Annotated in this window: 24 protein-coding genes and 1 tRNA gene; 11 read left to right on the forward strand and 14 right to left on the reverse strand. The window is 55.1% G+C overall.

What is annotated here, in order from left to right; translation table 11 throughout:
- The first annotated feature begins 43 nt into the window (after positions 1 to 43).
- The gene (locus SIC18_RS13205) at positions 44 to 2077 is read left to right on the forward strand and encodes a glycogen debranching protein (RefSeq protein WP_245407119.1); all 2034 of its coding nucleotides are present in this window, start codon (positions 44 to 46) and stop codon (positions 2075 to 2077) included.
- 4 nt (positions 2078 to 2081) lie between these two features.
- Here the strand turns inward: SIC18_RS13205 and SIC18_RS13210 are convergent.
- Positions 2082 to 2152 (reverse strand) — tRNA-Gly (locus tag SIC18_RS13210).
- A gap of 134 nt (positions 2153 to 2286) precedes the next feature.
- On the opposite strand from SIC18_RS13210, the gene SIC18_RS13215 reads away from it, so the two are divergent.
- The 5 genes from SIC18_RS13215 (at position 2287) to plsY (ending at position 6487) form a co-directional block, all read left to right on the forward strand.
- Entirely contained in the window at positions 2287 to 3600 is a 1314-nt protein-coding gene (locus SIC18_RS13215; protein WP_048347079.1) for an MFS transporter, read from the forward strand.
- 23 nt (positions 3601 to 3623) lie between these two features.
- Positions 3624 to 4370, forward strand: a complete 747-nt coding sequence (locus tag SIC18_RS13220) for an MlaE family ABC transporter permease (RefSeq protein ID WP_048347080.1) — start codon at positions 3624 to 3626, stop codon at positions 4368 to 4370.
- Between the two features lie 12 nt (positions 4371 to 4382).
- Complete coding sequence (locus SIC18_RS13225; protein WP_413429837.1) at positions 4383 to 4781, forward strand: DUF3119 family protein; 399 nt, start codon at positions 4383 to 4385, stop codon at positions 4779 to 4781.
- 126 nt (positions 4782 to 4907) lie between these two features.
- Positions 4908 to 5900, forward strand: coding sequence for a DUF3086 domain-containing protein (locus tag SIC18_RS13230; protein ID WP_413429838.1), 993 nt, complete (start codon positions 4908 to 4910; stop codon positions 5898 to 5900).
- Positions 5900 to 6487, forward strand: a complete 588-nt coding sequence (gene plsY, locus SIC18_RS13235; RefSeq protein WP_048347083.1) for a glycerol-3-phosphate 1-O-acyltransferase PlsY — start codon at positions 5900 to 5902, stop codon at positions 6485 to 6487. The genes SIC18_RS13230 and plsY overlap by 1 nt, the downstream gene beginning before the upstream one ends.
- A gap of 42 nt (positions 6488 to 6529) precedes the next feature.
- Here plsY and pyrF read toward each other — a convergent pair whose 3' ends face one another.
- The 5 genes from pyrF to SIC18_RS13260 form a co-directional block, all read right to left on the reverse strand.
- Positions 6530 to 7285: an orotidine-5'-phosphate decarboxylase gene (pyrF, locus tag SIC18_RS13240; protein ID WP_284498672.1), complete on the reverse strand. Its 756-nt coding sequence runs from the start codon at positions 7283 to 7285 to the stop codon at positions 6530 to 6532.
- Between the two features lie 28 nt (positions 7286 to 7313).
- Positions 7314 to 8198, reverse strand: coding sequence for an SMP-30/gluconolactonase/LRE family protein (locus SIC18_RS13245; RefSeq protein WP_413429839.1), 885 nt, complete (start codon positions 8196 to 8198; stop codon positions 7314 to 7316).
- Positions 8199 to 8228: 30 nt separating this feature from the next.
- Positions 8229 to 8615: a hypothetical protein gene (locus SIC18_RS13250; protein ID WP_048347085.1), complete on the reverse strand. Its 387-nt coding sequence runs from the start codon at positions 8613 to 8615 to the stop codon at positions 8229 to 8231.
- Between the two features lie 81 nt (positions 8616 to 8696).
- Complete coding sequence (gene tyrS, locus SIC18_RS13255) at positions 8697 to 9944, reverse strand: tyrosine--tRNA ligase (protein ID WP_048347086.1); 1248 nt, start codon at positions 9942 to 9944, stop codon at positions 8697 to 8699.
- A gap of 36 nt (positions 9945 to 9980) precedes the next feature.
- Positions 9981 to 10310 (reverse strand): DUF1825 family protein, encoded by a 330-nt coding sequence (locus SIC18_RS13260; protein WP_006853572.1) that lies wholly within the window; start codon positions 10308 to 10310, stop codon positions 9981 to 9983.
- A gap of 106 nt (positions 10311 to 10416) precedes the next feature.
- Between SIC18_RS13260 and SIC18_RS13265 the strand changes: the two genes are divergently transcribed.
- From SIC18_RS13265 to SIC18_RS13285, 5 genes are read left to right on the forward strand one after another with little or no spacing between them, the layout of a single operon-like run.
- The gene (locus SIC18_RS13265; protein ID WP_048347087.1) at positions 10417 to 11145 is read left to right on the forward strand and encodes a response regulator transcription factor; all 729 of its coding nucleotides are present in this window, start codon (positions 10417 to 10419) and stop codon (positions 11143 to 11145) included.
- A gap of 54 nt (positions 11146 to 11199) precedes the next feature.
- Positions 11200 to 11775 carry a hypothetical protein gene (locus SIC18_RS13270; protein WP_413429840.1) on the forward strand — a complete coding sequence of 192 codons (576 nt, stop codon included), beginning with the start codon at positions 11200 to 11202 and terminating at the stop codon, positions 11773 to 11775.
- A 7-nt stretch (positions 11776 to 11782) separates the two neighbouring features.
- Positions 11783 to 12385: a hypothetical protein gene (locus tag SIC18_RS13275; RefSeq protein ID WP_048347088.1), complete on the forward strand. Its 603-nt coding sequence runs from the start codon at positions 11783 to 11785 to the stop codon at positions 12383 to 12385.
- 37 nt (positions 12386 to 12422) lie between these two features.
- Positions 12423 to 13913 carry a leucyl aminopeptidase gene (locus tag SIC18_RS13280; protein WP_413429841.1) on the forward strand — a complete coding sequence of 497 codons (1491 nt, stop codon included), beginning with the start codon at positions 12423 to 12425 and terminating at the stop codon, positions 13911 to 13913.
- 32 nt (positions 13914 to 13945) lie between these two features.
- The gene (locus tag SIC18_RS13285; protein WP_048347090.1) at positions 13946 to 14182 is read left to right on the forward strand and encodes a hypothetical protein; all 237 of its coding nucleotides are present in this window, start codon (positions 13946 to 13948) and stop codon (positions 14180 to 14182) included.
- Between the two features lie 312 nt (positions 14183 to 14494).
- Here SIC18_RS13285 and msrA read toward each other — a convergent pair whose 3' ends face one another.
- From msrA to SIC18_RS13325, 8 genes are all read right to left on the reverse strand, one after another.
- Positions 14495 to 15127 carry a peptide-methionine (S)-S-oxide reductase MsrA gene (gene msrA / locus SIC18_RS13290; RefSeq protein WP_413429842.1) on the reverse strand — a complete coding sequence of 211 codons (633 nt, stop codon included), beginning with the start codon at positions 15125 to 15127 and terminating at the stop codon, positions 14495 to 14497.
- Positions 15128 to 15131: 4 nt separating this feature from the next.
- Complete coding sequence (gene lpxB, locus SIC18_RS13295; RefSeq protein ID WP_048347092.1) at positions 15132 to 16316, reverse strand: lipid-A-disaccharide synthase; 1185 nt, start codon at positions 16314 to 16316, stop codon at positions 15132 to 15134.
- Complete coding sequence (lpxA, locus tag SIC18_RS13300; RefSeq protein ID WP_048348287.1) at positions 16316 to 17167, reverse strand: acyl-ACP--UDP-N-acetylglucosamine O-acyltransferase; 852 nt, start codon at positions 17165 to 17167, stop codon at positions 16316 to 16318. The genes lpxB and lpxA overlap by 1 nt, the downstream gene beginning before the upstream one ends.
- A 5-nt stretch (positions 17168 to 17172) precedes the next feature.
- On the reverse strand, positions 17173 to 17580 hold the full coding sequence (gene fabZ / locus SIC18_RS13305) for a 3-hydroxyacyl-ACP dehydratase FabZ (RefSeq protein WP_048348288.1): 408 nt from the start codon (positions 17578 to 17580) through the stop codon (positions 17173 to 17175).
- Positions 17581 to 17642: 62 nt separating this feature from the next.
- Positions 17643 to 18497, reverse strand: coding sequence for a UDP-3-O-acyl-N-acetylglucosamine deacetylase (gene lpxC, locus SIC18_RS13310; RefSeq protein WP_413430577.1), 855 nt, complete (start codon positions 18495 to 18497; stop codon positions 17643 to 17645).
- Entirely contained in the window at positions 18497 to 20767 is a 2271-nt protein-coding gene (locus tag SIC18_RS13315) for a BamA/TamA family outer membrane protein (RefSeq protein ID WP_413429843.1), read from the reverse strand. The genes lpxC and SIC18_RS13315 overlap by 1 nt, the downstream gene beginning before the upstream one ends.
- Positions 20768 to 20814: 47 nt before the next feature.
- Positions 20815 to 21567: a phosphoribosylaminoimidazolesuccinocarboxamide synthase gene (purC, locus tag SIC18_RS13320; RefSeq protein WP_250395680.1), complete on the reverse strand. Its 753-nt coding sequence runs from the start codon at positions 21565 to 21567 to the stop codon at positions 20815 to 20817.
- A complete protein-coding gene (locus tag SIC18_RS13325; RefSeq protein WP_250395679.1) occupies positions 21564 to 22550 on the reverse strand; it encodes a hypothetical protein in 987 nt (328 codons plus the stop codon). The genes purC and SIC18_RS13325 overlap by 4 nt, the downstream gene beginning before the upstream one ends.
- Positions 22551 to 22588: the final 38 nt, after the last annotated feature.

Here is a 22588-nt window from a genome sequence, read left to right on the forward strand (position 1 = left end):
TTTGAGCACGATCCATCGCGGCAGTCCCTGGCCACTAGGCAGCATGATCACATCGCGAGGTGTGAATTTTTCAGTTGCAGCGCCGATGGCCAATCGGCTGGAATTACTGATCTTTGCCCATCCAGAGGCAAACACACCAGCGCAGGTAATTGAGCTGTCGGAGGAGCATCGCTCGGCAGATTATTGGCATGTCGAGGTCGAAGGACTTGGTGCTGGATGTTGCTACTGCTATCGGGTGTTTGGCCCCATTGAGCCAGGTGGCCATGGCTTTAGACCCGCCAAGGTGCTTGTGGACCCCTGCGCCCGCGCCATTGATGGCTGGAACGTCTACCGGCGCGTAGCGGCGACCGGAGCATCACCCAACACCGATCGGTGCTTGAAATCAGTGGTTTGCGAACGAGATCTGTTCGATTTCCAAGCCCATCCCCGGCCTCGCCACAGCTGGCAAGAGACCGTGATCTACGAGCTCCACATCGGCGGGTTCACCAAACGCCCCGACAGCGGTGTCAGCCCAGATCAACGGGGAACCTATTTAGGTGTGATCGAAAAGATCCCCTATCTGAAGGAGCTCGGGATCACCACGATCGAGCTGCTTCCGATCCAAGCCTTCGATCCCAACGATGCCCCCGCTGGTCGTGACAATGTTTGGGGTTATAGCCCTCTCAGTTGGTTTGCACCGCATCACGAATACGCGCTGGGCTCGGATCCCCATTCGGCTCGAGACCAGGTCCGAGACCTCGTAGCGGCCTGCCATGACGCAGACATTGAGGTGCTTTTGGATGTGGTTTACAACCACACCACTGAAGGAAACCGCAACGGTCCCACCTTGAGCTGGAGGGGGTTTGCTGATCGCAATTACTACCACCAGAGCGATGCAGGTGAGTACTTGGATGTGAGCGGCTGTGGCAACAGCATTGCCGCCAACGATCCTCTCTCCAGACAACTCATCCTTGAATCACTGCGTTGCTGGTCCAATGAACTGGGCATCGACGGGTTCCGTTTTGATTTAGGGATCGCTCTCAGCCGAGGGGAGAAGCTGAAACCCCTGGAACACCCGCCCCTGTTTGAAGCGATGGAGGCTGATCCGCAGCTGAGTGAACTCAAACTCGTGAGCGAACCCTGGGATTGTGGTGGGCTCTATCGGTTGAGTGATTTTCCGGCCAAACGGATTGGCACCTGGAATGGGCACTTCCGTGATGCATTGCGCAGTTTCTGGAAAGGAGATGAGGGCAGCACCTGGCCTCTCGGACAACGCTTCCGTGGCAGTCCCGATCTCTACAACGGAAAGGCGGCAAACCTTGGTAGCTCAGTGAACCTGATCACGGCCCATGACGGCTTCAGCCTCTTGGACCTCGTGAGCTTCAACAACAAGCACAACTTGGCCAATGGTGAAAACAACAGAGATGGGGAGAACCACAACAACAGCTGGAACCACGGAGTCGAGGGGCCGAGCAGCGATCGGGCTATCCAGGCACTGCGACGGCGACAACAACGGAATCTGCTCAGCACCTTGCTGCTGAGTCGTGGTGTCCCGATGCTCCTTATGGGCGATGAAGTGGGGCGCAGTCAGGGAGGGAATAACAACACTTGGTGCCAGGACAGCCCGCTCAGCTGGATGATCTGGGGCGACGATCACTGCGATCACGAGTTGCAGACCTACGTGCAACGCCTGCTTGATGTGCGCCAACAACTTGCAACTTTATTCAATCCAATCCGGCCTCACAACGAAAAGAAACCGCTGCGATCAAACGATTCAGACGAGTTGTGGCGGCAGTGGCATGGCGTAGAGCTCAGCAAACCTGACTGGGCTAACTGGTCCCACTGCTTAGCGATGAGCCTGCAGCAAGGACATCAAGGCGCTGTGTTGTGGATGGGCTTCAACGCCTACTTCAAATCCATGCACTTCGACCTACCGGCAGCGGCCTCGCCATGGTGTCGATTGATTGATACCGCGTTACCTGCTGGAGAAGATCTCCCCAGGAGCTTCCAGCGCTGGAGTCCATCTGGAGTGCCATTAGAGGCGAGAAGCCTCGTGGTGCTGGTGGCTCAGGAGTACGCAGACCAACTGAGTTTGTAAATCAAGCGGGCGGCGGGAATCGAACCCGCATCATCAGCTTGGAAGGCTGAGGTTTTACCACTAAACTACGCCCGCACTAGTACGTCAGAACTGCTTACCAGAAATGGTAGCTGTTCTGTCGCGTGCCCAAGCATTATGGCGTTCCGCGTGCCCCCTGTTCCAGATTGACCGCTTCAACAGCTCGCCCCGAGGGCTCCCGTCGCCGCCTCATGCTCGCTTATGGGCTCGGGGATGCAGGTACCGGACTAGCCGCCACGACGCTGGGGTTCTACCTGTTTCCCTTTTTCACCTCTGCAGCAGGGTTGCCAGCTCTGATTGCCGGCTCATTACTCACCGTGATCAAACTTTGGGATGCCATCAATGATCCTTTGATCGGCTGGATGAGCGATCACACCAGCAGTCGATGGGGCCCAAGACTTCCCTGGATGTTTGCGGCCGCACTGCCCTTGGGCATCAGCCTGGCAGCGATGTGGTGGGTGCCTGAGGGCGGCACTTTGCAACGCACGGCGTATTACGTGGTGATGGCCATCCTGCTTATGACGGCCTACACAAGCGTGAACCTGCCCTATGCGGCGCTCTCTACCGAGCTCACACCGGATACGGCGATTCGCACGCGGCTGAATGCAGCTCGATTTACCGGATCCATTTTGGCGGGAACGATCGGGTTACTCATCGCTGTTTTCGTCTTGCGAGAGGGAAGTGGGGGCTACCTCTTGATGGGACAAATCACGGGAACGATCGCAGCAGTCGCCACATTGCTTTGCTGCTGGGGTCTTGCCCCATATGCCAAAAAAGCTCAACGCCCCAGTGGCAACAAAGAGCCTCTGCTGTTGCAACTACGGCGCATTCGCTCCAACTCACGCTTTTTGATGGTGCTAGGCCTGTATTTGCTGCTGTGGTTTGGCCTTCAGCTGATGCAAGTGGTTGCCCTGATTTGGCTGGTCCAAGTCATCCACGTTCCAGCTGAAATTGCCACATTGCTATTGCTTGCCTTCAATATCGCCGCATTGGTGGGCCTCCAGGTTTGGAGCGTGCTCTCTAATCGATACGGCCGAATCAAGGCACTTGGCTGGGGATCGAGCATTTGGATTGCCGCCTGTCTCCTTTCAATGACCCTTGCGCCACTGACGGATAGCAGCGTGGTTGCCCTGATCCCTGTGATCGGCCTAATCATGATGGTGGGATTGGGAGCTTCAACGGCTTACCTCATCCCCTGGTCCCTGCTTCCTGATGCGATCGACGCGGATCCCACCCACCCAGCGGGCCTTTACACCGCTTGGATGGTGTTTGGGCAAAAACTCATCATTGGCCTCAGCATGAGCGTGTTTGGAACATTGCTTCAGCTCACTGGGTACATCTCCACAAAGGCAGCCGATGGCGCATTGAGTTCCGTCCAACAGCCTGAAACAGCACTGATTGCCATTCGTCTTTGCATGGGTTTAATTCCAGCTGTGTTGGTGGTGTTTGGGCTTCTGTTGATGCGACGCTGGCCTGATCGTGGCGCGCATCTGCACAGCGCTTAAGTCTTTTCTCTGATCTCGTCTTAATGAAGTCCCCTCGCTGGCTGAACCGACTTGGCAGCAGCCTGCTGATCGGCGGACAAGCTGTCTCAGCCACAATCAAAGGCCAAATCAACACCATTGATTTGTTGGATCAGCTCCAGGAAGCAGGGCCTGGAAGCTTTTTGATCGTGATCATCACGGCCTTAGCTGCAGGCACCGTGTTCAACATTCAAATCACAGCGGAGCTCAACAGCATGGGCGCCGGATCCACCGTGGGTGGTGTTCTCGCCATTGGCCTAGCCAGGGAGATTGCTCCCCTGCTAACGGCCACGCTGCTGACTGGAAAGGTTGCCACTGCCTATGCCGCCCAACTGGGAACGATGAAGGTCACCGAGCAGATCGATGCAATCACCATGCTGCGCACCGATCCCGTGGAGTACTTGGTGGTCCCACGCCTCATCGCCATGGTGGTAATGGCACCGGTGCAGTGCCTGTTGTTTTTTGGGGTTGCGATCTGGAGCGCTCAAATCAGCAGCACCAACCTCTACAGCATTCCACCAGCCGTATTTTGGACAGCCGTTAGGACCTGGCTAGAACCTGATGACCTGCCCTTCATGTTGATCAAAGCACTGGTCTTTGGTCTTCAAATCGGTGTCATTGCCTGCGGATGGGGAATGACCACCAAAGGCGGAGCGAAAGAGGTTGGCACAAGTACCACCGGAGCTGTGGTCATGATCCTTGTCAGCGTGGCGCTGATGGATGTACTGCTCACTCAGATTTTATTCGGCTGATTCTCCAATCCCATGACCCCCTCCCCAGAGACCAACAGCGTGATCATCAGCCCGAGTCCGAGGTTGCCATTGTTGATTTTGTTGCTGAGTGCAAGCCTTTGGTTCTTACCCCTCAGTCCCTGGCCCACCCTCGTGGTGGGGCTGTTCAGTGTGTTCCTTCTGGTGCAGACCTACATCCTCAAACTTGAATTCAGCGAGGAGGATCTGGTGGTGTGGCGCGGACAAGAGGAATTACGCCGTTTCCCCTTCAATGAATGGATGTCTTGGCGCCTCTTCGCACCTTGGCTGCCCGGACTTTTTTACTTCCGTGAAAGCAAAAGCATTCATTTCCTTCCCATCCTGTTCAATCCAGCAGAACTTCAAGAGCAACTAGAGCAACGGGTGGGGCAGTTACAACAAGGCAAGCCCTAAGCAAGCTTGGATCACTTCTCACTTCACGCGCTGGCGTAACGAAAACGAAATGCTTCCTACACGTTTGGAGAGAAGGTTCGACTTGCGTCGCGCAATCAGCTGAAATACCCCAAGGACGAGCGGACCATGCCAGACGACACCGATCTCACACCCCAAGAGCACTCCGGAGAGCCGGCCGAAGCGTCTTCACCTGAAACTGAAGCACCACAGAGCGACGATTCTGCTGGAGAGACATCTTCAGACGCAGGTAGCGATGCCTTGATCAGCCTCGCCCTGAGCGAGCTGCAGCAACGCCGCCATGCCTTGCAGCAAGACATCGAGAGCCTCAACCAACGCAAGCTGCAGCTTGAACAAGAGATTGCAGGTACCTTCGTCGGCCAATCCGATGCCATTGCTCGGCGCGTCAAGGGATTCCAGGAGTATCTGAGCGGAGCGCTTCAAGGCATGGCTCAGTCGGTCGAGCAGCTGGAGCTGGTATCCCAGCCGGTTGTGGTTCAGCCTTCTCCCCTTGATCAACAGGCTTCTAACGCTCAGGAAGGGGGCAACATTGCTGATCCATCACCTGCAATTGCCGACACCTTTAGGCCCGATGAAGCGCTGATTCGCTCCAGCCTCGAGCGTTTTGCCCAGCAACCAGACTTCTATGCCGATCCTTGGAAGCTGCGCCGCAGCCTTGATCACAGTGATATTGCCCTCCTCGAGGATTGGTTCTTCAATCAGGGAGGACGGGGAGCCCAGTCCAGTCGCGGGAATCGCCCACGCAACGTGTTGATAGGCAGTGCCTTGATCTCTATTCTCAGCGATCTCTATGGCGATCAGTTCCAGACCCTTGTTCTCGCAGGGCAACCAGAGCGACTCGGCGAATGGCGGCGCGGCTTGCAAGATGCTCTTGGATTAGGCCGAGAAGACTTTGGTCCCAACAGCGGCATCGTGCTCTTTGAACGTGGTGATGCGTTAGTTGAGCGGGCTGACCGACTTGAGGAACGCGGCGAAGTGCCGCTGATCCTGATCGATGCCGCTGAGCGTGTCGTCGACATCCCCGTGCTTCAGTTTCCGCTGTGGATGGCCTTTGCGGCTGGACCCGGTGAGATCGACTACGACGACAACGAACTGCTCTGATGGGTTTCTTTTCTCTAATCCTCGGCTACCTACTCGGATCAATCCCCAGTGGCTGGCTTGCAGGCCGCTGGCTCAAAGGCATTGACTTGCGCGAGCTCGGTTCCGGGTCCACTGGAGCCACCAATGTGCTGAGGCAAGTGGGCAAAGGGCCTGCCATGGGTGTCTTTTTGATCGATGTTGGGAAGGGAGCGGCCGCTGTCCTACTGGCGCGCGCCCTTGGCCAAGGTGATTGGATTCAAGTGTTAGCAGGGCTGAGCGCCTTGGCTGGCCATATCTGGCCTGTGTGGCTGAATTTCAAAGGCGGAAAAGCAGTAGCAACAGGCTTCGGCATGTTTCTCGGTCTGGCATGGCCCGTGGGGCTGGCCAGTTTTGGAGTGTTTTTGCTGACGCTTTGGCTCTTCCGCATCGTCTCGCTTTCCAGCGTGTTGGCCGCAGTCAGCCTGCCCCTATTGATGTTCCGCTTCTCAGGCATTGCTTCCTACATCCTGATAGCGCTCGTAGCCATGGGCTTGGTGCTATGGCGACACCGCAGCAACCTTTCAAGGATTCTCGAAGGCAGCGAGCCCAAAATCGGCCAGAAGGATTGAAAACCAGCTGAGCGAACAAAGGGGGGTGCACCGATGCGTGACTTACGTCGTTAACGCAGCACAGCACTGCGCAAACGCACCAGTTGGATCCGTAGATTGCGTGATGGGACGACCAATCACTAACTGAGAGGCTCCAGCCGCGATCGCATCTGGAGGAGTCATGACTCGCACCTGATCTCCCACTGCACTGCCTTGAGGGCGAATGCCTGGCGTCACCAGTGCGAATGGCCTTCGATGTTGAGCTCTTAAAGAGGCAACTTCCAACGGCGAACACACGCAGCCACCAACACCCGCTGTTGCCGCCAATTGAGCCAGCTGTAAGACCCGATCGGCGATGCCTTGCTCGATCGCCAGCTCCCGCTGCAGCCGTTGCTCTTCCCAGCTGGTCAGCACCGTGACCGCAAGCAGCGTTGGCGTTGCGATACCGGTCGAGGCAGCGCCGGCAACCGCTCCAGCCTGCGCAGCCTTGAGAGCTTCAGTCCCAGCGCAGGCATGCACCGTGATCAGTTCGGCTCCCAACGCTGCCGCCCGGCGGCAGGATCCCTCCATGGTGGCCGGAATGTCGTGAAATTTGAGATCCAAAAACACGCGCAGATCCTGATCGCGCAACTGCATCACCACATCCGGCCCCGCCTGAACGAACAGCTCCAGGCCAACCTTCACCCAACGCAAACCTTCCACCTGGGCACTGAAAGCAAGCGCTTGATCAGGGGCCATACCGTCGAGAGCCACAATGATCCGTTCCGCGGATTCAGCCGAGAAAGAGGAAGCCACACACCGTCTCTGCACGACCCTCATCGTGATGCGTCATGCGCAACCCCTTGGATCAACCCAGGACTTGAAAATAATCCGCAGGCAAACCTTTCACGCCCACATCGGCCTGAAACAAGCCACCAGCCAATGGCTCGGCCTTCACTGCAACAGGATCCATCCCCCTTCTCGCAGTTGTAACAAACAGCTGATCCAAATTGGGGCCACCAAAACAACAGGATGTGACCTGACGACAAGGCAACGCCAAGCGGTCGAGCAAGCGACCACGCAACGGATCCCAACGCGTCACGCAACCACCGCCAAACAGGGCGATCCAAAGCATTCCCTCCGCATCGATGCACATGCCATCCGGAAGGGCATCCCAATCTTCTGGAATATGGAGACAGATGCTGGGGTCTCCAGCGATCTCACCAGCAACGGTGAGCGGGAAAGCCATCACACTCAGCGTTGGCGAATCAATGAAATAGAGCGTCCCTCGGTCTTGGCTCCAAGCCAGTCCGTTGGAAATGGTGAGCTGGCTGCGTTGGCGCTTAATGCCTCCATCACCATCTAGCCGCCATAGAGATCCAGCCAGCGGCTCGAAGTCGTAGGCCATCGTGCCTGCCCAAAAGCGCCCCCAAGGATCACATTTACCGTCGTTGAAACGATTACCAGGACGATCCGCCTCAGGATCAGACAACAAGGTCACAGCCCCGTTGCTCGGATCCATCCTCATCAACCCCGCCGCTGTTGCCAAGAGCAAATCTCCAACCGATGTGGGAACAACAGCACCCACATGGGCGGGAAGATGCAAAAAATCATTGTTGCCTGTTGCAGGATCAAACAGGCCAATCCTTGAAGCCTCAATATCAACCCAGAGAAGAACTTGACGCTCGGTCCACCAACAAGGGCCCTCTGCCAATCCTGCCGCAACAGGCAACACACAACGAGATGTCAGCATTCAATTCACAGCACAAGTGGATGGAAGACATCAATACAAAACTGGCCTTTCCATACGTTTTCTACCCAAAATCACGCGCTCCACAACACCTTTTTTCTTGGCATAGTGAACTAATTTGTCATTTTCAATTGTATTCAAGCTCATGACTCCAGCCTGGCGATAGTCACGATCAAATGGCAAGGCCCATGCCTTACCACTTCGCATCACATAGATAACAAAACGACGATCTTGGCTGATGCAAAATCGCACGTTGACTTCATCAAAGACGCCAATATCACTTCCATATTCAGCCTGGCTGTAGTCACACTCCTGAGCTCGCTCATATTCATCCTTAATCCCGGCATTGGCCGGTGCCGTTAGTCCCACTCCCACCACAAAGGTGAGGAATGCTCCCAAGATTGAGCGCGAAGATTTCATATCAAACAGGTGCCTCCCGAATTCCAGCTATGGCAGTCATAGCAGCACATCAAGGCTCAGGACACCCACCCCTTTGCCCTATCAAGGGACCAATCGCCTAAATGTCTTTTTACCGAGCTGAAGGACCTTCCCTTCCAAGTCGGATACCGAACCAAATTCCTGATTGGGATCGGTAATTTTCTCTCCCTCAAGGCGTGCTGCACCCCCTTTGATCTGCCGGCGCGCTTCACTGCTACTGGCACAAATACCCACCGCGCTAAGCAGATAGAACGCCTTGGCGGGGAAATTCACTGCTGAAAGGGAAGCCTCTGGTACATCCGCTGCTGCTGCAGCCGATCCAGCCACCAAGGTGGCGGCATCCGCCTGTGCTTTTTGGGCCACCTCCATTCCGTAGCGGCTTGCCGTCACCGCCAGAGCCATTGCTTTTTGCTTTTCACGGGGATTGTCTGGCAACGCTTCATGGGCCAAATCGGTGAGCAACATCACGTAGTCGTTGATGGCCGCATCACCAACTTTCTCGAGTTTGGAATACATCGACAACGGATCCTCTTCCAGACCCACCGTGTTGCCAAGGCTCTTACTCATCTTCTGAACGCCATCAAGACCGACAAGGATGGGTAAGAGCAAGCCGAACTGAGTTCTTTGGCTGAAGTGACGCTGTAAGTCACGCCCCATCGCCACATTGAATTTCTGATCCGTTCCCCCCAATTCCACATCAGCATCCACAGCCACAGAGTCATACCCCTGAAGCAGGGGGTAAAGGAACTCATGCAGAGCAATTGGGGTGCCGCTCCCATAACGCTTGGCAAAGTCATCCTTGGCCAGCATTTGGCCCACCGTGGCCGTTCCCAGCAAGCCAATCACCTGGGGCAGATCCAGGGCCTCAAGCCATTCACTGTTGCGTCGCACCTCCAGCCGTCCTGGAGTTTCAAAATCAAGTAGGGCACGCTCCTTGGGCTGTCCTTGCCCTAACTGACGCAAATACGTTGTCGCATTGGCTTCCACCTGTTCCGTTGTGAGCTGCACACGCGTGGAGCTCTTGCCCGTTGGATCGCCGATCCGGGCCGTGAAATCACCAATAATCAGGACCGCTGTATGCCCCGCATCCTGAAAAGCGCGCAACTTTCGAAACAAAATGCTGTGGCCAAGGTGAATATCACTTCCCGTTGGGTCAATGCCCAACTTCACCCGCAGAGGACGGCCTTCCAACTCAGCCGCGGCCAAGCGAGCAGCCAACGCCTGATCCACATCATCCGATTGACCGTCCGGAAACAAATCGGCCATCCCCCGCGCCAACCAGTTCGGCAGTGAATGGGGGTTGACTGTCATTACGGGAGAACGTTGTTGTGCGAGGGATCGTACGGCTCACTGACCTTCCGATTGCTCGAGCTGACTCTTCATCCGCTCCAAGGTTTGATTCATCTGCTCGAACATTTGCTCCGGTGTAATCCCAAACTGCCCAAGCTGCGTCCGCAACTGCTCGACCGTGAGCTTGGCTTGGAAGTCTTCCGAGAGCTCAAAGCGTTTCATAAAAACGCGATAACGCTCCATCAGATCTTCCATCGTGTCGATGAACTTTTTCTTCCCTTCTCGGTCGAACTTTCCATAATCCGACCCCAACTGCATCAACTGCTGATAGTCGCCAAAAAGATGCTTGGCCTCCTCCTGCACGATTTCGGAATCGAAGAAGGCCATGGTCTTGAAAAAGAGTCATCCATATTTTGAACAATTCGCGGAATCCCTCACAGTGCGGATCCACGCCCCCTCACCAAAGTCAACATGAAGAGAGTTTCAAAATGGCGTGGATCTCACCTCCCAGATCCCCAGACTTCAGACGCGCAGCAAACAGGGGCACAGTCTTCTGCGCACTAGTCGCACAGCGATTGCCAGTGGCGATCGCGTGTTATTAGCCAGTTGGATGGGCTGGTTTCAAGACCTTGGGCACCTGGTTGCTGCCGCCACCACGGAAGAGGACTGTCTTCAGAGGTTGCAAACGGATGATGTCAATCTCTTGATCTGCACAGACCAGCTCGAGGGTGGCAATGGTCCAAGCCTCATTCGGCGCGCCAAACAAAACAAGCCCACTTTGAAAGCGTTGCTACTCGTTCAGCGTCCAATTCTGCGGACCATCCTCCAGGCGATCGACGCGCCCTGTGATGGATTGTGCTCGCATCAGAATGTCGGGATGGGAGGCGTCACTGCAGCCCTAACCGCAATGGAATCCGATGGCACCTATCACGATTCAGTGATCGCAGACGTTCTCCGCCACGGTCGACTGGCACGCACAGCCTCTGGCTCCATTCCTCCCGAACTGAGCTTGAAGGAAGAGGACGTGCTGCGTGGACTTTGCAAAGGAATGAGCAATCAGGAGATCGCAGACAGTCTTGTGGTCTCGATCGACACGGTGAAATCCCACATCGGCAGCCTTCTGCGTAAGTTGCAAGCCAACAACCGCACCCATGCCGTGGTGGTTGCCTTTCAACAGGGACTGATCGACATCCCAACCTCGCCTCCGCGCTGGACCCCCTAACACCACAGGCTTGGGCTCGGTATGGTCCTGGCCAAGAAGAAAGTCCCTAAAGCAATGTCGCGCCAGCACTGGCTTGACCCCCTGGCTCGCAAGCTCTTGCAGGCCACCGGCGATCTCCCTCCAGACCCTGTCCGAGCGAAACCAAAGCAGAGGGAGACCCCTAACGCAGCGGATACCTGGACCCTGGATGTCAATCGGGCGACGCCTGAACAATGGCAAAAACTGCCTGGTTGCAGTGAACACATGGTGGATGTGCTGATGCGACTGCAACGGGGTGGGGTGCAATTCAGCCAGCTGGATGATCTCGCGCTCTTGCTCAACCTTCCCGCTGATCTCATAGGACTGTGGACGCCTCACCTGGTGTTTCGCTGGCATGGGGATACTCCAGTGCTGCCTGAACAGCCTCCACTGGATCTCAATGCCGCGGCACCCACCTTGTTAGAGCAGACTCTCAACTGGCCAAAACCCCGCCTCCAACGTTTGATCGAGGAGCGGCGGCGGAAACCGTTTGAGCATCTCGCTGATCTTCAGGAACGCGTCTGTTTACCGCCTGATGCTGTGGAACAGCTGATTGGCCGCGTGAGCTTTGGGGCACGGCCATCAGGCCCCAGCCTCCCTCCAAGGAGCTAATAACCCCATGGCCACTCCCCCTGGGCAGGGCAACCTATTTGAGCAACCATTGGCAGAGTCCAGTGGTCTGATCGAACGTTCCCTGCCCCTGAGCTCAGAGCTATTACAGGACTGGCAAGAGCGAGTTCATCAGTTCCAAGCACCTCTGTTTTCTGCTCAGTTCGGGCATCGGAATCAACACGCAGAACAACAGCACCTGTTTGCCAGTGACAACACCAATCCGCTGAGTAGCTTCCAGCCCCTGCAGCTCAGGCCCTTACCTTTGAGCTTCTGGCGCTGGCCCAACAGTCCCCACCGAGGGGCTGCCATCTATCTCGTGATGGATCGGCCGAAAGAACTCGAACACCCGATTCTTCTCTACATCGGAGAAACAAAGGCGGCGGATCGGCGCTGGAAAGGCGAGCACGACTGCAAGGCTTACTTGGCGAGTTACCAAGAGGCCTGCATGAGCACAGGCTTGTGCTGCAGCACAAGCATCCGTTTCTGGGCCGATGTCCCGCAGGAAACCCGTCCTCGACGACGGCTGGAACAAACCTTGATTCGTCTCTGGCAACCGCCTTTTAACAAGGAGACCCGTGAGCGTTGGTCCACGCCGTTCCATGCCGATTGAGGGTGCCTCGTAGCATCGGCTCACGCGCCCAATCTCCATGCAGATCTCCCTCTCTTCGGCCCAACCAGAGGCCTGGTCGGGAACCGTGTTGGCCCTAGGCATTGCAGAGGGTGATCCCAATGGCTGGATACCTGCGATGGAGGAACGCTTTTCCATCTCCCTTGGCAACTGGTTGGAAAAGCGGAAGTTCCAAGGGAAAAAGGGAGAGAGTGCGAGCCTTCAACTCCTGAACCCCAAGTGCATCTCCCTCGTACTCATAGGCCTGGGGCCTCTTGAAGCACTTGATGTCAATAGCTTTCGAGAGGCGGGCGCTGCGGCGGCCCGAGCGAGCAAGGACCAGACGGGCAGTCTTGGGTTGTTACTGCCATGGAACGCCGTTGATCCTGCAGAAGCGGTGACCGTTGCAGCGCAAGCGGTGAGGCTTGCGCTCTTCAGCGATCAACGTTTCCGCAGTCAACCCGAGCCCAGCATTCACCCCGAGCAACTTGAACTGCTCGGCCCCCTCCCCAATACCCTCAACAGCGCCCTCGAAGCGGTGCACCCCATTTGCGCAGGGGTAGAACTCGCAAGAGAGCTCGTTGCAGCACCTCCCAACAGTGTTACTCCATCAGCCCTTGCCGAAAGCGCTGCTCAGATGGCGCGCGAGCATGGCTTGGACTTGAAGGTGCTTGAGCGGAGCGACTGTGAAGCGAGGGGAATGGGGTCATTCCTTTCAGTCTGCCAAGGCTCAGACATGGATCCCAAGTTCATCCATCTCACTTACCGCCCTTCCGGTCCTGCCACAAAACGGGTGGTCTTGGTCGGCAAGGGGCTCACCTTTGATTCCGGTGGTTACAACCTGAAAGTGGGTGCTGCGCAGATCGACATGATGAAATTCGATATGGGAGGCAGTGCCGCTGTGCTTGGCGCGATGCGCTCAATCGCTGAGCTCCGCCCCAAGGGGATTGAAGTGCACATGCTGGTGGCGTCATGCGAAAACATGATCAACGGCTCTGCCGTGCATCCAGGTGACATCGTCACCGCCTCTAACGGCACCACAATTGAAATCAACAACACGGATGCGGAAGGACGGCTGACCCTCGCGGATGCCTTGGTGTATGCATCCGAACTTGAACCCGATGCCATCGTGGACCTGGCCACATTGACCGGTGCCTGCGTGATTGCCCTTGGCGACGAGATTGCTGGACTTTGGACTGAAGACGACTCACTTTCCAACTCCTTAAAAGGAGCAGCAAAAGATGCAGGTGAGGGGCTCTGGCGGATGCCAATGCACCAGGCTTATCGCAAGGGCCTCAAATCACTCCTTGCGGATTTAAAAAACACAGGTCCCCGGCCAGGAGGCTCGATTACAGCCGCTTTATTCCTCAAGGAGTTTGTTAAGGGCTCCATTCCATGGGCGCACATCGACATCGCGGGCACGGTGTGGAGCGACAAGGGGAGAGGTATGGATCCTGCTGGAGCCACTGGCTACGGAGTGCGCACCTTGGTGAATTGGGTGTGCGCGCAAACACATCAGGCCGAGAACTAGGTTTTTCAAAGACTGTGCGACAACCAAAACGAATGGCTTCCAGACCCTTGCGCTGGTACCTGCGAGCTCAACTTGGCGTTCTGCTTTTACCTGTAGGACTCTGCCTCTTTGGGGAAGCTATCAGTCGACGCATTATTCAGATGCTTGGACAAGACCGTGGGCCTTGGTTCTGGTATGGAGCCCTCAGCCTGATCTGTATTAATGCAGGCATCGGCTTAATGATCGAAAGCGGTCTTCTCAGCGGTTATCCAGGCCGACAAGCCGATTAGGACGCAACCGCAGTCATGGCACGTGGGCACTCAAGCGCATGAATCTGCCAGCGAGCCCGCTCAGAACAACTTGCAAGCACTCGATCCAAATCATCGGAAGCAAGCTTCGGAGACGGATAAGGACCCACGTGACGCGTTACCAGACCATCCTTGATCGTCAGCAGATACATACAGCCCCCTCCACAAATCTTGGACCAATGGTAAGGACAAAATCTGGGAGCGTCGAGAGGGGAAAACCCGCATCTTTACTGAGAAACGCCTGAAAAAAACCAATATTCAAATTACAGATTTTCTTCAGGTTTCGGAGGTGGATTATGGCTGCGCTTGATTCACCCACGCTGTACCTGATCTTGCGCGCTCCCCCCACACAGCATCAAGGCGGCGATCGCGCCCACAACTAAATCGGTAGTAGCGATAGCGAAGCTGATTATTTTTAGCGTAATTTTGGTGATAATCCTCTGCAGGCCAGAACCGAACTGAATCACGAATCTGCACTTTTATCTTGGATCTTGACACCCCTAATTCACTTGCAGCAGAGGCAGCACTTGCCTGAGCAGCGGTGGCCTGCTTGTCTCCAGAAGTGAAAATAACTGGCCGATACGAGTCACCTCGATCACAAAACTGGCCTTTCCCATCAAGAGGATCAATGTTTCGCCAATAATGCTGCAAAAGATTGGCATAACTGATTTTATCGGAGTCAAATCGAACACGTACCACCTCTTGATGCCCACTTTTTTCACTACTTACTTGTTGATAAGTGGGGTTCTCCACATGGCCACCGCTGTACCCACTTTCAGCCGAGATCACACCTTCAACATCCTCTAAATCATGCTCAAGGCACCAAAAGCAGCCACCAGCAAGGACAGCATCCTGGACAGCTGCCATAGCTGACATCGGACTCAACAACATCATGCTGGTCAAAACCAGTGGGATTAATGCACGCATGAGGTCAAGAGGGCTGTTTGATCTGGTCAAGGATGGCTTCCGCCGCACGGTCGGTCACACCCGGTTCACCAAGGGTGTCACGTAAGCGCTGATACCCATCCAAAACCCTTTGCCGAACCGTTTGGTTGTTCAACAGCGGAATGGCCAATGCAACTAACTGATCGGCGTTGAAATCCTCCTGCAACAGCTCCGGCACCAGTCTCTCTTTGAGCAGAAGATTGACCGGCGAGATGTGATCCACGTGAAAGCGGAGAATTCTCCGTGCCACCCAAGCAGTGACACGGCTGACTCGATAGCCAACCACTTGCGGTACACCCTGCAACGCCAATTCCAAATTCACGGTTCCCGATTTACCCAGTGCCAAATCGGCCGCTGCAAACAGGTGGGGCTTCATGGCATCCGCCTGGTCGGCAGGGATGACGGTCCCGCGAACCCCCGCTTGATCCAGGGCCTGTTGAAGAGGCTCCTCAAAGCGCTCCAATCCGGCAGGCACCATCACATTCAGAGATGGGTCACGCGCCTGAAGGGTGGCAGCAGCCTGCACCAATTCAGGCATGAGATAACGCAGTTCCTGAGGCCGCGATGCAGGCATCAAGAGCAAGAGAGCTCCTTCCAAGGGCAAACCCAACGCACAACGAGCAGCCTGGCGATCGGATGAAACCGGAACCATGTCCAGAAGGGGATGCCCCACCCAGGTGACCTCAGCGCCTCGACCGGAATAAAACTCAGCTTCTTCAGGGAAAATCGCCAGGATGCGATCTGTGAACTGCAGCAAACTTTTGGTGCCTCCTTCCCCAATGCGCCAAGCCCATTCCTGGGGGGCGATGTAATAAGTGATTGGCACATCCGGCAGTCGGCCTCTGAGGCTGTGGCCCAAGCGCACGTTGGCGCCCATGTAATCGATTAACACCACCCCATCGGGTGGACGCTCCTTCAATACCCGATCCACCCTGGCTTGCAATCGAATCGTGGGAACCACCAAAGGAAGGGCTTCCCACAAACCGATCGCTCCCATCGGAGAGGTGTCCGCCAGCAACTCAGCTCCGGCGGCCTTCATCCGCTCACCCCCGAGAGCAAGAACTTCTAAATCCAGTCCACGACGCTTCGCGACACGCCAAAGAGCCTGAATTAGAAGGCTTCCCTGCAAATCTCCTGACACCTCGCCGGTGCTGATGAGCAGACGCACCATCAGCGACTAGATGGAGGAGGCATAGGGCCCCGTCGACCTGTCGACAAGGAACCCTCCAAAAACGTGCAGAGATGATTCGCGGCAGGCAGCAAGGCCTGCTGCCTCGCAAGGTTTAAGCCGTCGGCAATGACGTGATTGGAGCGATAGAGCAACGACCAAATGTCCTGAAGCTGTTTGAATTCCTGGCCCCCCTCGAGGCGGTGCAGGCCCTGACGCCTCAAGCCCACACGATTAAGCCCCCGGACCCGGCCTGGATGACCTTCAACGAGACAGTAGGGAGGAACATCACGATCCACACGAGTCATGCCGCCAACCATGGCCATACCACCGATGTGGACGAATTGGTGAATTCCTAAACAACCACCAATTACAGCGCGATCTTCAATCAGCACATGGCCTGCTACTTGGATGCCATTCGACATCACAATGTTGTTACCCAGCAAACAGTTATGCCCAAGGTGGCAATAAGCCATGAGCAAGTTGTTGTCACCGATCCGAGTTTGCTCTCCTTCATCAGTGGCGCGATTAATCGTGACGCATTCACGAATGGTGTTGTGATCACCAATCACAACCTCCGTTGGAGCGCCTTTGTATTTCAAATCCTGAGGTTCTTGCCCCAAACAAGCGCCGGGGTAAATGCGATTGTGCGCACCAATGCGCAGCAGACCATCGAGTACCACGTGCGGACCGATCCAGGTGTTAGCCCCAATACTCACCTCAGGGCCGATCACCGCTCCAGGACCGACCACAACTCCATGGGCGAGTTCTGCTCTGGGATCAACCACCGCCATCGGATGAACCTGGGCAGGGCGATCGTCAGTAATCACTGATGTGGAGAGCTCCTCACTCATCACGATCAATCCACCAGAGAAAACATCAGATCACCAGAACAGACAAGCTGTCCATCCACCGTGGCCTCCGCTTTCACTTTGCCAAAACGCTTGCGTTTCAGGCTGAGCAACTCGCAAGTAATCCTCAATTGATCCCCTGGAACCACCGGGCGACGAAAACGAACTCCATCAATGCCGGCAAACACGAACAGGCCCTTAGGGAGATCTGGCATCTGAGTCACAATCAACCCACCCACCTGAGCCATCGCTTCCACAATCAAGACCCCTGGCATCAGAGGTCGACCAGGAAAATGTCCCTGGAACTGCGGCTCATTAAAGGTGACGTTCTTGAGGGCAACAGCTCGTTCCCCTGGAACGTGCTCCAGCACCCGATCCACCAAGGCAAATGGATAGCGATGCGGCAGCAAACCCATGATCTGCTCGGCATTCAGCACCGCTGCGGGAGTGTCGGTAGAGGCAAGAACGGTCAAGTGGCTCAGCGTTGAGGAACGAGTTGATCGGCAAGTGCCGCGGCCAATTCAGTATGAAGGCCGTGAGATCCGCGATAGACCAGCACTTGGGCTTGAGGGAAACCTATGAGAGCCAGATCTCCGATTAAGTCCAAGATCTTATGGCGCACTGGTTCATCTGGGAAACGCAGAGGGGGATTCACCCAGGAATCTCCATCACAAACGAGAGCGTTATCTAAGGCACCTCCACGAATGAGACCAGAGGAGCGAAGCTGTTCTACTTGCTCGCGAAACCCAAAGGTACGAGCAGGAGCGATCTCATCAATAAACGCCTGAGGAGAAAGCTCTAGAGCAAATTGCTGACGACCAATCGCTGCCTGAGGGAAGTCAATCACGCCAACCAGCGTGAAGCGATCAGCAGGCGTCGCAACGATGGCGCTACTGCCGCGATAAAAAGCTAGCGGTTCAGAGAGCACCAAGGGGGGACGACGTGGTGTCGACGCTGTTGTCAAGCCCGCTTCAGCGATCGCCTCAACCCAGCCCAAAGCGGAACCGTCGAGAAGCGGTATTTCAGTACCCGATACCTGCAGTTCCAAATGGGACACCCCGCAGCCAGCAACAGCAGCGAGCAAATGCTCCACCGTGGAAAGCTTTCTGTCACCAAAATCAAGGGTGGTACACAACTGGCTGTCGCGCACCTGCGAAGGATCGAGACGTACGGGCTCTGAGGTTTGATCAAGCCAGCGCACATAGAAGCCCTCCTGCTCCGAGGGAGCAAGGGTGACTTGACATTGCTGTCCGCTATGTAAACCAATCCCTGAGCGCGACACACTGGATGCCAACGTCCAAGGCCTGTCGTAGTCAGCAGGCCAAGACATCATTAGAACTTCCAGCCAACACCCAAATTGAATCGCCACTCACCGGTGAAATCCTGACTGGCAACCTCTAGACGCAGAGGGCCGACTGGCGTCGTCACAATGACACCTGTACCGACGGAGAAGCCTGATCCTGGCTTTTCAAGCAATTTACCAGGCTTTCCAGGAACATTATTCTGGGACCCAAAATCAGTACCAGCATCAACAAATAATTCCCCTGCAAATATACTAATCAGTGGGAATCGGTATTCCAAAGTTGCTTCGCCATAGCTTCGCCCAACCGCCAAGTCACAATCAAACCAGCCACGAACCGAATTAGAGCCTCCCAGACAGAAGGCTTCGTAGGGAGGAAGATCGCCAACGATTGACCCAGCCTTAATTTGGAGCCCGATCGATTGCGGGCAATTTAATTTTTCTCCGGGCTTAGGCCGACAACCCTTCGCGATCTTCAACCAGTTAACTGGAAAGAATTGAGTGTAACTTGCCTTGACTCGATTAAAAGTTGGAGAATTCTCACCAACCGACAAGAATTGTTCGGTTCCGAGACTAAAGAAATTTCCGGAAGTAGGATTCCGCGGATCGTTTAACGAGTTATACGTTGCAGCAAGTCGCAAGCCAGCAAGATTATTCTCGGATGCGCAATTGTAAGCGATGCAAATTATGTTCTCGTTAGGGATATCATTTTTATTGCGCTTATTAGGCGTAGCAAATATACGAGAACTACCTTCGAAATTAATCGGCCTAACGTTTTGAACATTCATCCCGACAAGGACCTGCCAGGGAGCATTTTTGTAGGGATCTCCACCATTAAGCGGACGAGCGAAGATAACATTACCTCCAACTCTCTGCAGGACAACAGTATCTCCCTCGTAATCAAACCAACTATCTTCAGGGAAAAGCTTTGAAGCGTCGTCAACATTATCAAACTTCCGACCAGCAGGATTTTTTTTGTTGTTAATTTCGTAAGCACGAGAGGAATTATTGTCCTCATAGTCAGTGACCGTAACAATGTCACCCTTGTCTTGACTTTGAAAAACCTGAGGAACTTCTCGGCTTAGGAAAATAGAAGTACGGAAGGAAGTGCGATGCGAATCACCCTTGATCCATGGGTCAGTAAACGTAAAATTAGCCAGACCACCGAATTGTCCGTATGTAAGATTGAGAGCAATATTCCATGCTCTACCGAAGAGATTACTGTCTTGAACTTGAATTTGACCAAAGACTCCCTGACTTTGGCTATAGCCCAAGCCACCAGAAAGAGAACCGGTGGATTGTTCAACGATCCCCAGAACAATATTGATTTCGCCCGGCTTTCCTGCAACAGGTTTCAACGTGACTTTGACGTCGCTGAATAGCGAAGTTCCATAAAGGCGTTTGATATCACCCTCAAGTTGGTTGCGATTGAAGGCCTCTCCTGGCTTGATTGAGATTTCTCTCGTAACCACCCAAGGTTTTGTTTTTCCTCGAATCGGCTCACCGTTTTCGTCAGTGGTTTCGCCTTCCTTATTGAGAAACTGCACTTCAACGCCAGCGACCGTGCCAACGACAACTTTGAGCTCAACAACTCCATCTGGACTAACTCGCGTTGGACCTGTGACCCTTGCAAGGGCATACCCCTCGTTTGAATACCAAGTCTGAAGTTCTTTCATCCGAAGCTGAAGTTCGGAGAGGTTCAGCGTGCGTCCGTAATCGGAACTGAAGGCATCCTCAATGACCTGCGGAGGGATCTCATTGTCTTCAGGCAACAGCTCAACTTTTGTGAGCACGGGATTGGGAGCAACTTGAACCACAAGTTGCACGCCAAGAGGGCCGTTCACCGGTTCTATGCGTACATCAGAGAACCAGCCGGTGGCGTAGATCGCCTCTAAATCAACTTTCAGTTCATCCCTGGTGACGCGACTACCAGGGCGAACGGTCATGGCGTCATAAGCAGCCAGTTCCAACCGCTCTTGTTCAGGGTGACCATCGATCCCTTCGATCATCACCTCTGTAATCAGCACTCTGGGCTGCTCAGTGACTTCGTTTTCTGCAGCAACTGGTGCTTCCTGAGCACCTTCAAACTCCTCCACCTCCACAGATTGAGGTGCAGATTGAGGCGCGTTGGCCTCCCCTGTTAAAGCATCCTCCAGCTGGGTCTGCTCTTCCGAACTCTGATCGGAGTCAGTCTCAGCTTGCGCTCGAGCTGGAAGGGTGGTCAGAAGCGGCAGGGCCAGAGCAAGCCCCAAAGCTCCTCGCCGAACGGCGTTCCTGGTTCGGCATGAGGAGGGATTGACCATGAGGTGGTGCGGATATCGGCCGAATTGGCCGGAAATGTCCGGTGACCTTACCTGTAGTTGCGGGGTTTGGGGGTGGCCCCTTGGACCCGTTTGCAGACCTCCCCGTAGGCCTCAATCACTCCGCCAAGGTCTTGGCGGAATCGATCCTTGTCCAAAATTCGTGCTTTTGCATCCCGACTGTTCATGTCCCAAAGCCGGCAGGTGTCTGGGCTGATCTCGTCAGCCACAAGTAATTCACCCGCTGCGTTGCATCCCAGCTCGAGCTTGAAATCCACCAATTGAAGGTTGAGACCAGAAAAGAAAGGGGTCAAAACAGCATTGACCCGTCTTGCCAACGTCTCGATTTCCTGACGACTTTCTGGGCTGACCAAGTCAAGTAAGAACAGACGCGACTCTGTCAAAAGAGGATCCCCAAGGTCATCATCCTTGTAGTAAAGATCCAGCAGTGCCGGATCCAAGCGAGTGCCTTGAGAGATAGGGGTTTGACGGCAGAGTGATCCGGTGGCCACATTGCGCAGCACCACTTCAATCGGAATCACCTTGACCCGTTGGACCACCATCCAATGATCCGACTCCAACCCGCAGTAATGGGTGGGTATTCCTTCCCGTTCCAGCAACTCGAACAGACATGCCGAGATCTGACAATTAAGTCGTCCTTTGTCTTCAAGTTGTGCGCACTTTTGGGCATTAAAAGCAGTGGCATCGTTCTTAAATTCAACCAAAACCTCAGCCTCTTTGTTTGAGGCATAGATGCGTTTGGCCTTGCCCTCATAGAGAAGCGGCCCACGGGTGCTGGTCATGGCGTGGCCAAGGGATTGGAAGCAGGAGCTTCGGATGCATCCGATTCTCCCAGGGAGGCATGTCCTCCTGCAGCGCGAGGAGAGCGGAGCTGGTCCTCAAGGTCTTGCACACGCTGAGGATCCAAATCTGGTGACATCTGTTCCAACTCGAGCAGCGTTAAGCGGTCATCAAGCCGGCGCGCCAAACGGCGCAACCGTTCGCGAGGTCGGTCGGCATCGCCACCCTGCTGCAGTGCTAAACGCAACTGCAGGCGGAGCAAATCTTCAGCAAGACCCCAGGCTTGCTCAGCGGCAGCTTGATCCAAAGCCGCTTCCAGCAATAGATCGCCTCGCTCTGGATCCAACGGCGCCAGCAACTCAGCAACTTGGCCAAGCCTGCGCGATGCCACAACTCCTGGAGTACGACCCGCCAGGAGAACCGTGACGGCCTCCTCGGGCCGGCCGGCTGCTAACTCATGGTTCGCAAGCAGATCAAGAGCTGAACGAGTCAGCGGCAAGCCATCATCCGATTGGCCCACGATCAATTGCTCAGTATCGAGACGCGTGAGATCACCATCAGCCAACCGCCGAAGCGCCAGCACAGCACGATCTTGATCGAGGGCCGCACTGGCGGCTTGCCATGACAGCAGCAACCATTCCCTTCGTTGCCATCCTGGCCCAGGTCCAAATCGACTCAGCACGATCTGGGTGCTATCGGGAGCCCTACAGGCCATCAGCGCCCGGGCATTCGCCATCACAACAGCAAACGGTTGCGGAGCAGGTGCCACCACCATCAAACGGTTGCGCAGCAGACGAAGGCGCTCTTGCAGACCAAAACGATCCGAATCGGCACACGCCTCCGATAACTCGTTAATGCCACCTTCTTCAAGGACCGCTTCAAAGACCTCTAGGGTCATCGGCAGGGCGACAGGTGGCACAGGAACCGCCTCCAACGGCGGAGCCGCAGCCAATAAAAACAACAGTGGCAGGGAGGAAAGCCCCATGGGCTGACAGTCGTTCAACAAAGATGGATAGGTCAGGG

It is taken from the genome of Synechococcus sp. Cu2B8-bc1011 (assembly GCF_047302735.1).
GTDB lineage: Bacteria > Cyanobacteriota > Cyanobacteriia > PCC-6307 > Cyanobiaceae > Synechococcus_C.

Excerpts from the sequence above, each read along its gene's own strand:
- SIC18_RS13245 (WP_413429839.1), bottom strand. The coding sequence starts at position 8,198 with ATGCTGACATCTCGTTGTGTGTTGCCTGTTGCGGCAGGATTGGCAGAG.
- lpxC (WP_413430577.1), bottom strand. The coding sequence starts at position 18,497 with ATGATGTCTTGGCCTGCTGACTACGACAGGCCTTGGACGTTGGCATCC.
- lpxA (WP_048348287.1), bottom strand. The coding sequence starts at position 17,167 with ATGAGTGAGGAGCTCTCCACATCAGTGATTACTGACGATCGCCCTGCC.
- plsY (WP_048347083.1), top strand. The coding sequence starts at position 5,900 with ATGGGTTTCTTTTCTCTAATCCTCGGCTACCTACTCGGATCAATCCCC.
- tyrS (WP_048347086.1), bottom strand. The coding sequence starts at position 9,944 with ATGACAGTCAACCCCCATTCACTGCCGAACTGGTTGGCGCGGGGGATG.
- SIC18_RS13275 (WP_048347088.1), top strand. The coding sequence starts at position 11,783 with ATGGCCACTCCCCCTGGGCAGGGCAACCTATTTGAGCAACCATTGGCA.
- SIC18_RS13250 (WP_048347085.1), bottom strand. The coding sequence starts at position 8,615 with ATGAAATCTTCGCGCTCAATCTTGGGAGCATTCCTCACCTTTGTGGTG.
- SIC18_RS13205 (WP_245407119.1), top strand. The coding sequence starts at position 44 with ATGATCACATCGCGAGGTGTGAATTTTTCAGTTGCAGCGCCGATGGCC.
- SIC18_RS13325 (WP_250395679.1), bottom strand. The coding sequence starts at position 22,550 with ATGGGGCTTTCCTCCCTGCCACTGTTGTTTTTATTGGCTGCGGCTCCG.
- pyrF (WP_284498672.1), bottom strand. The coding sequence starts at position 7,285 with ATGAGGGTCGTGCAGAGACGGTGTGTGGCTTCCTCTTTCTCGGCTGAA.
- SIC18_RS13280 (WP_413429841.1), top strand. The coding sequence starts at position 12,423 with ATGCAGATCTCCCTCTCTTCGGCCCAACCAGAGGCCTGGTCGGGAACC.
- SIC18_RS13215 (WP_048347079.1), top strand. The coding sequence starts at position 2,287 with ATGCTCGCTTATGGGCTCGGGGATGCAGGTACCGGACTAGCCGCCACG.
- SIC18_RS13260 (WP_006853572.1), bottom strand. The coding sequence starts at position 10,310 with ATGGCCTTCTTCGATTCCGAAATCGTGCAGGAGGAGGCCAAGCATCTT.
- purC (WP_250395680.1), bottom strand. The coding sequence starts at position 21,567 with ATGACCAGCACCCGTGGGCCGCTTCTCTATGAGGGCAAGGCCAAACGC.
- lpxB (WP_048347092.1), bottom strand. The coding sequence starts at position 16,316 with ATGGTGCGTCTGCTCATCAGCACCGGCGAGGTGTCAGGAGATTTGCAG.
- SIC18_RS13270 (WP_413429840.1), top strand. The coding sequence starts at position 11,200 with ATGTCGCGCCAGCACTGGCTTGACCCCCTGGCTCGCAAGCTCTTGCAG.
- SIC18_RS13225 (WP_413429837.1), top strand. The coding sequence starts at position 4,383 with ATGACCCCCTCCCCAGAGACCAACAGCGTGATCATCAGCCCGAGTCCG.
- SIC18_RS13230 (WP_413429838.1), top strand. The coding sequence starts at position 4,908 with ATGCCAGACGACACCGATCTCACACCCCAAGAGCACTCCGGAGAGCCG.
- SIC18_RS13285 (WP_048347090.1), top strand. The coding sequence starts at position 13,946 with ATGGCTTCCAGACCCTTGCGCTGGTACCTGCGAGCTCAACTTGGCGTT.
- msrA (WP_413429842.1), bottom strand. The coding sequence starts at position 15,127 with ATGCGTGCATTAATCCCACTGGTTTTGACCAGCATGATGTTGTTGAGT.
- SIC18_RS13315 (WP_413429843.1), bottom strand. The coding sequence starts at position 20,767 with ATGGTCAATCCCTCCTCATGCCGAACCAGGAACGCCGTTCGGCGAGGA.
- SIC18_RS13220 (WP_048347080.1), top strand. The coding sequence starts at position 3,624 with ATGAAGTCCCCTCGCTGGCTGAACCGACTTGGCAGCAGCCTGCTGATC.
- fabZ (WP_048348288.1), bottom strand. The coding sequence starts at position 17,580 with ATGGGTTTGCTGCCGCATCGCTATCCATTTGCCTTGGTGGATCGGGTG.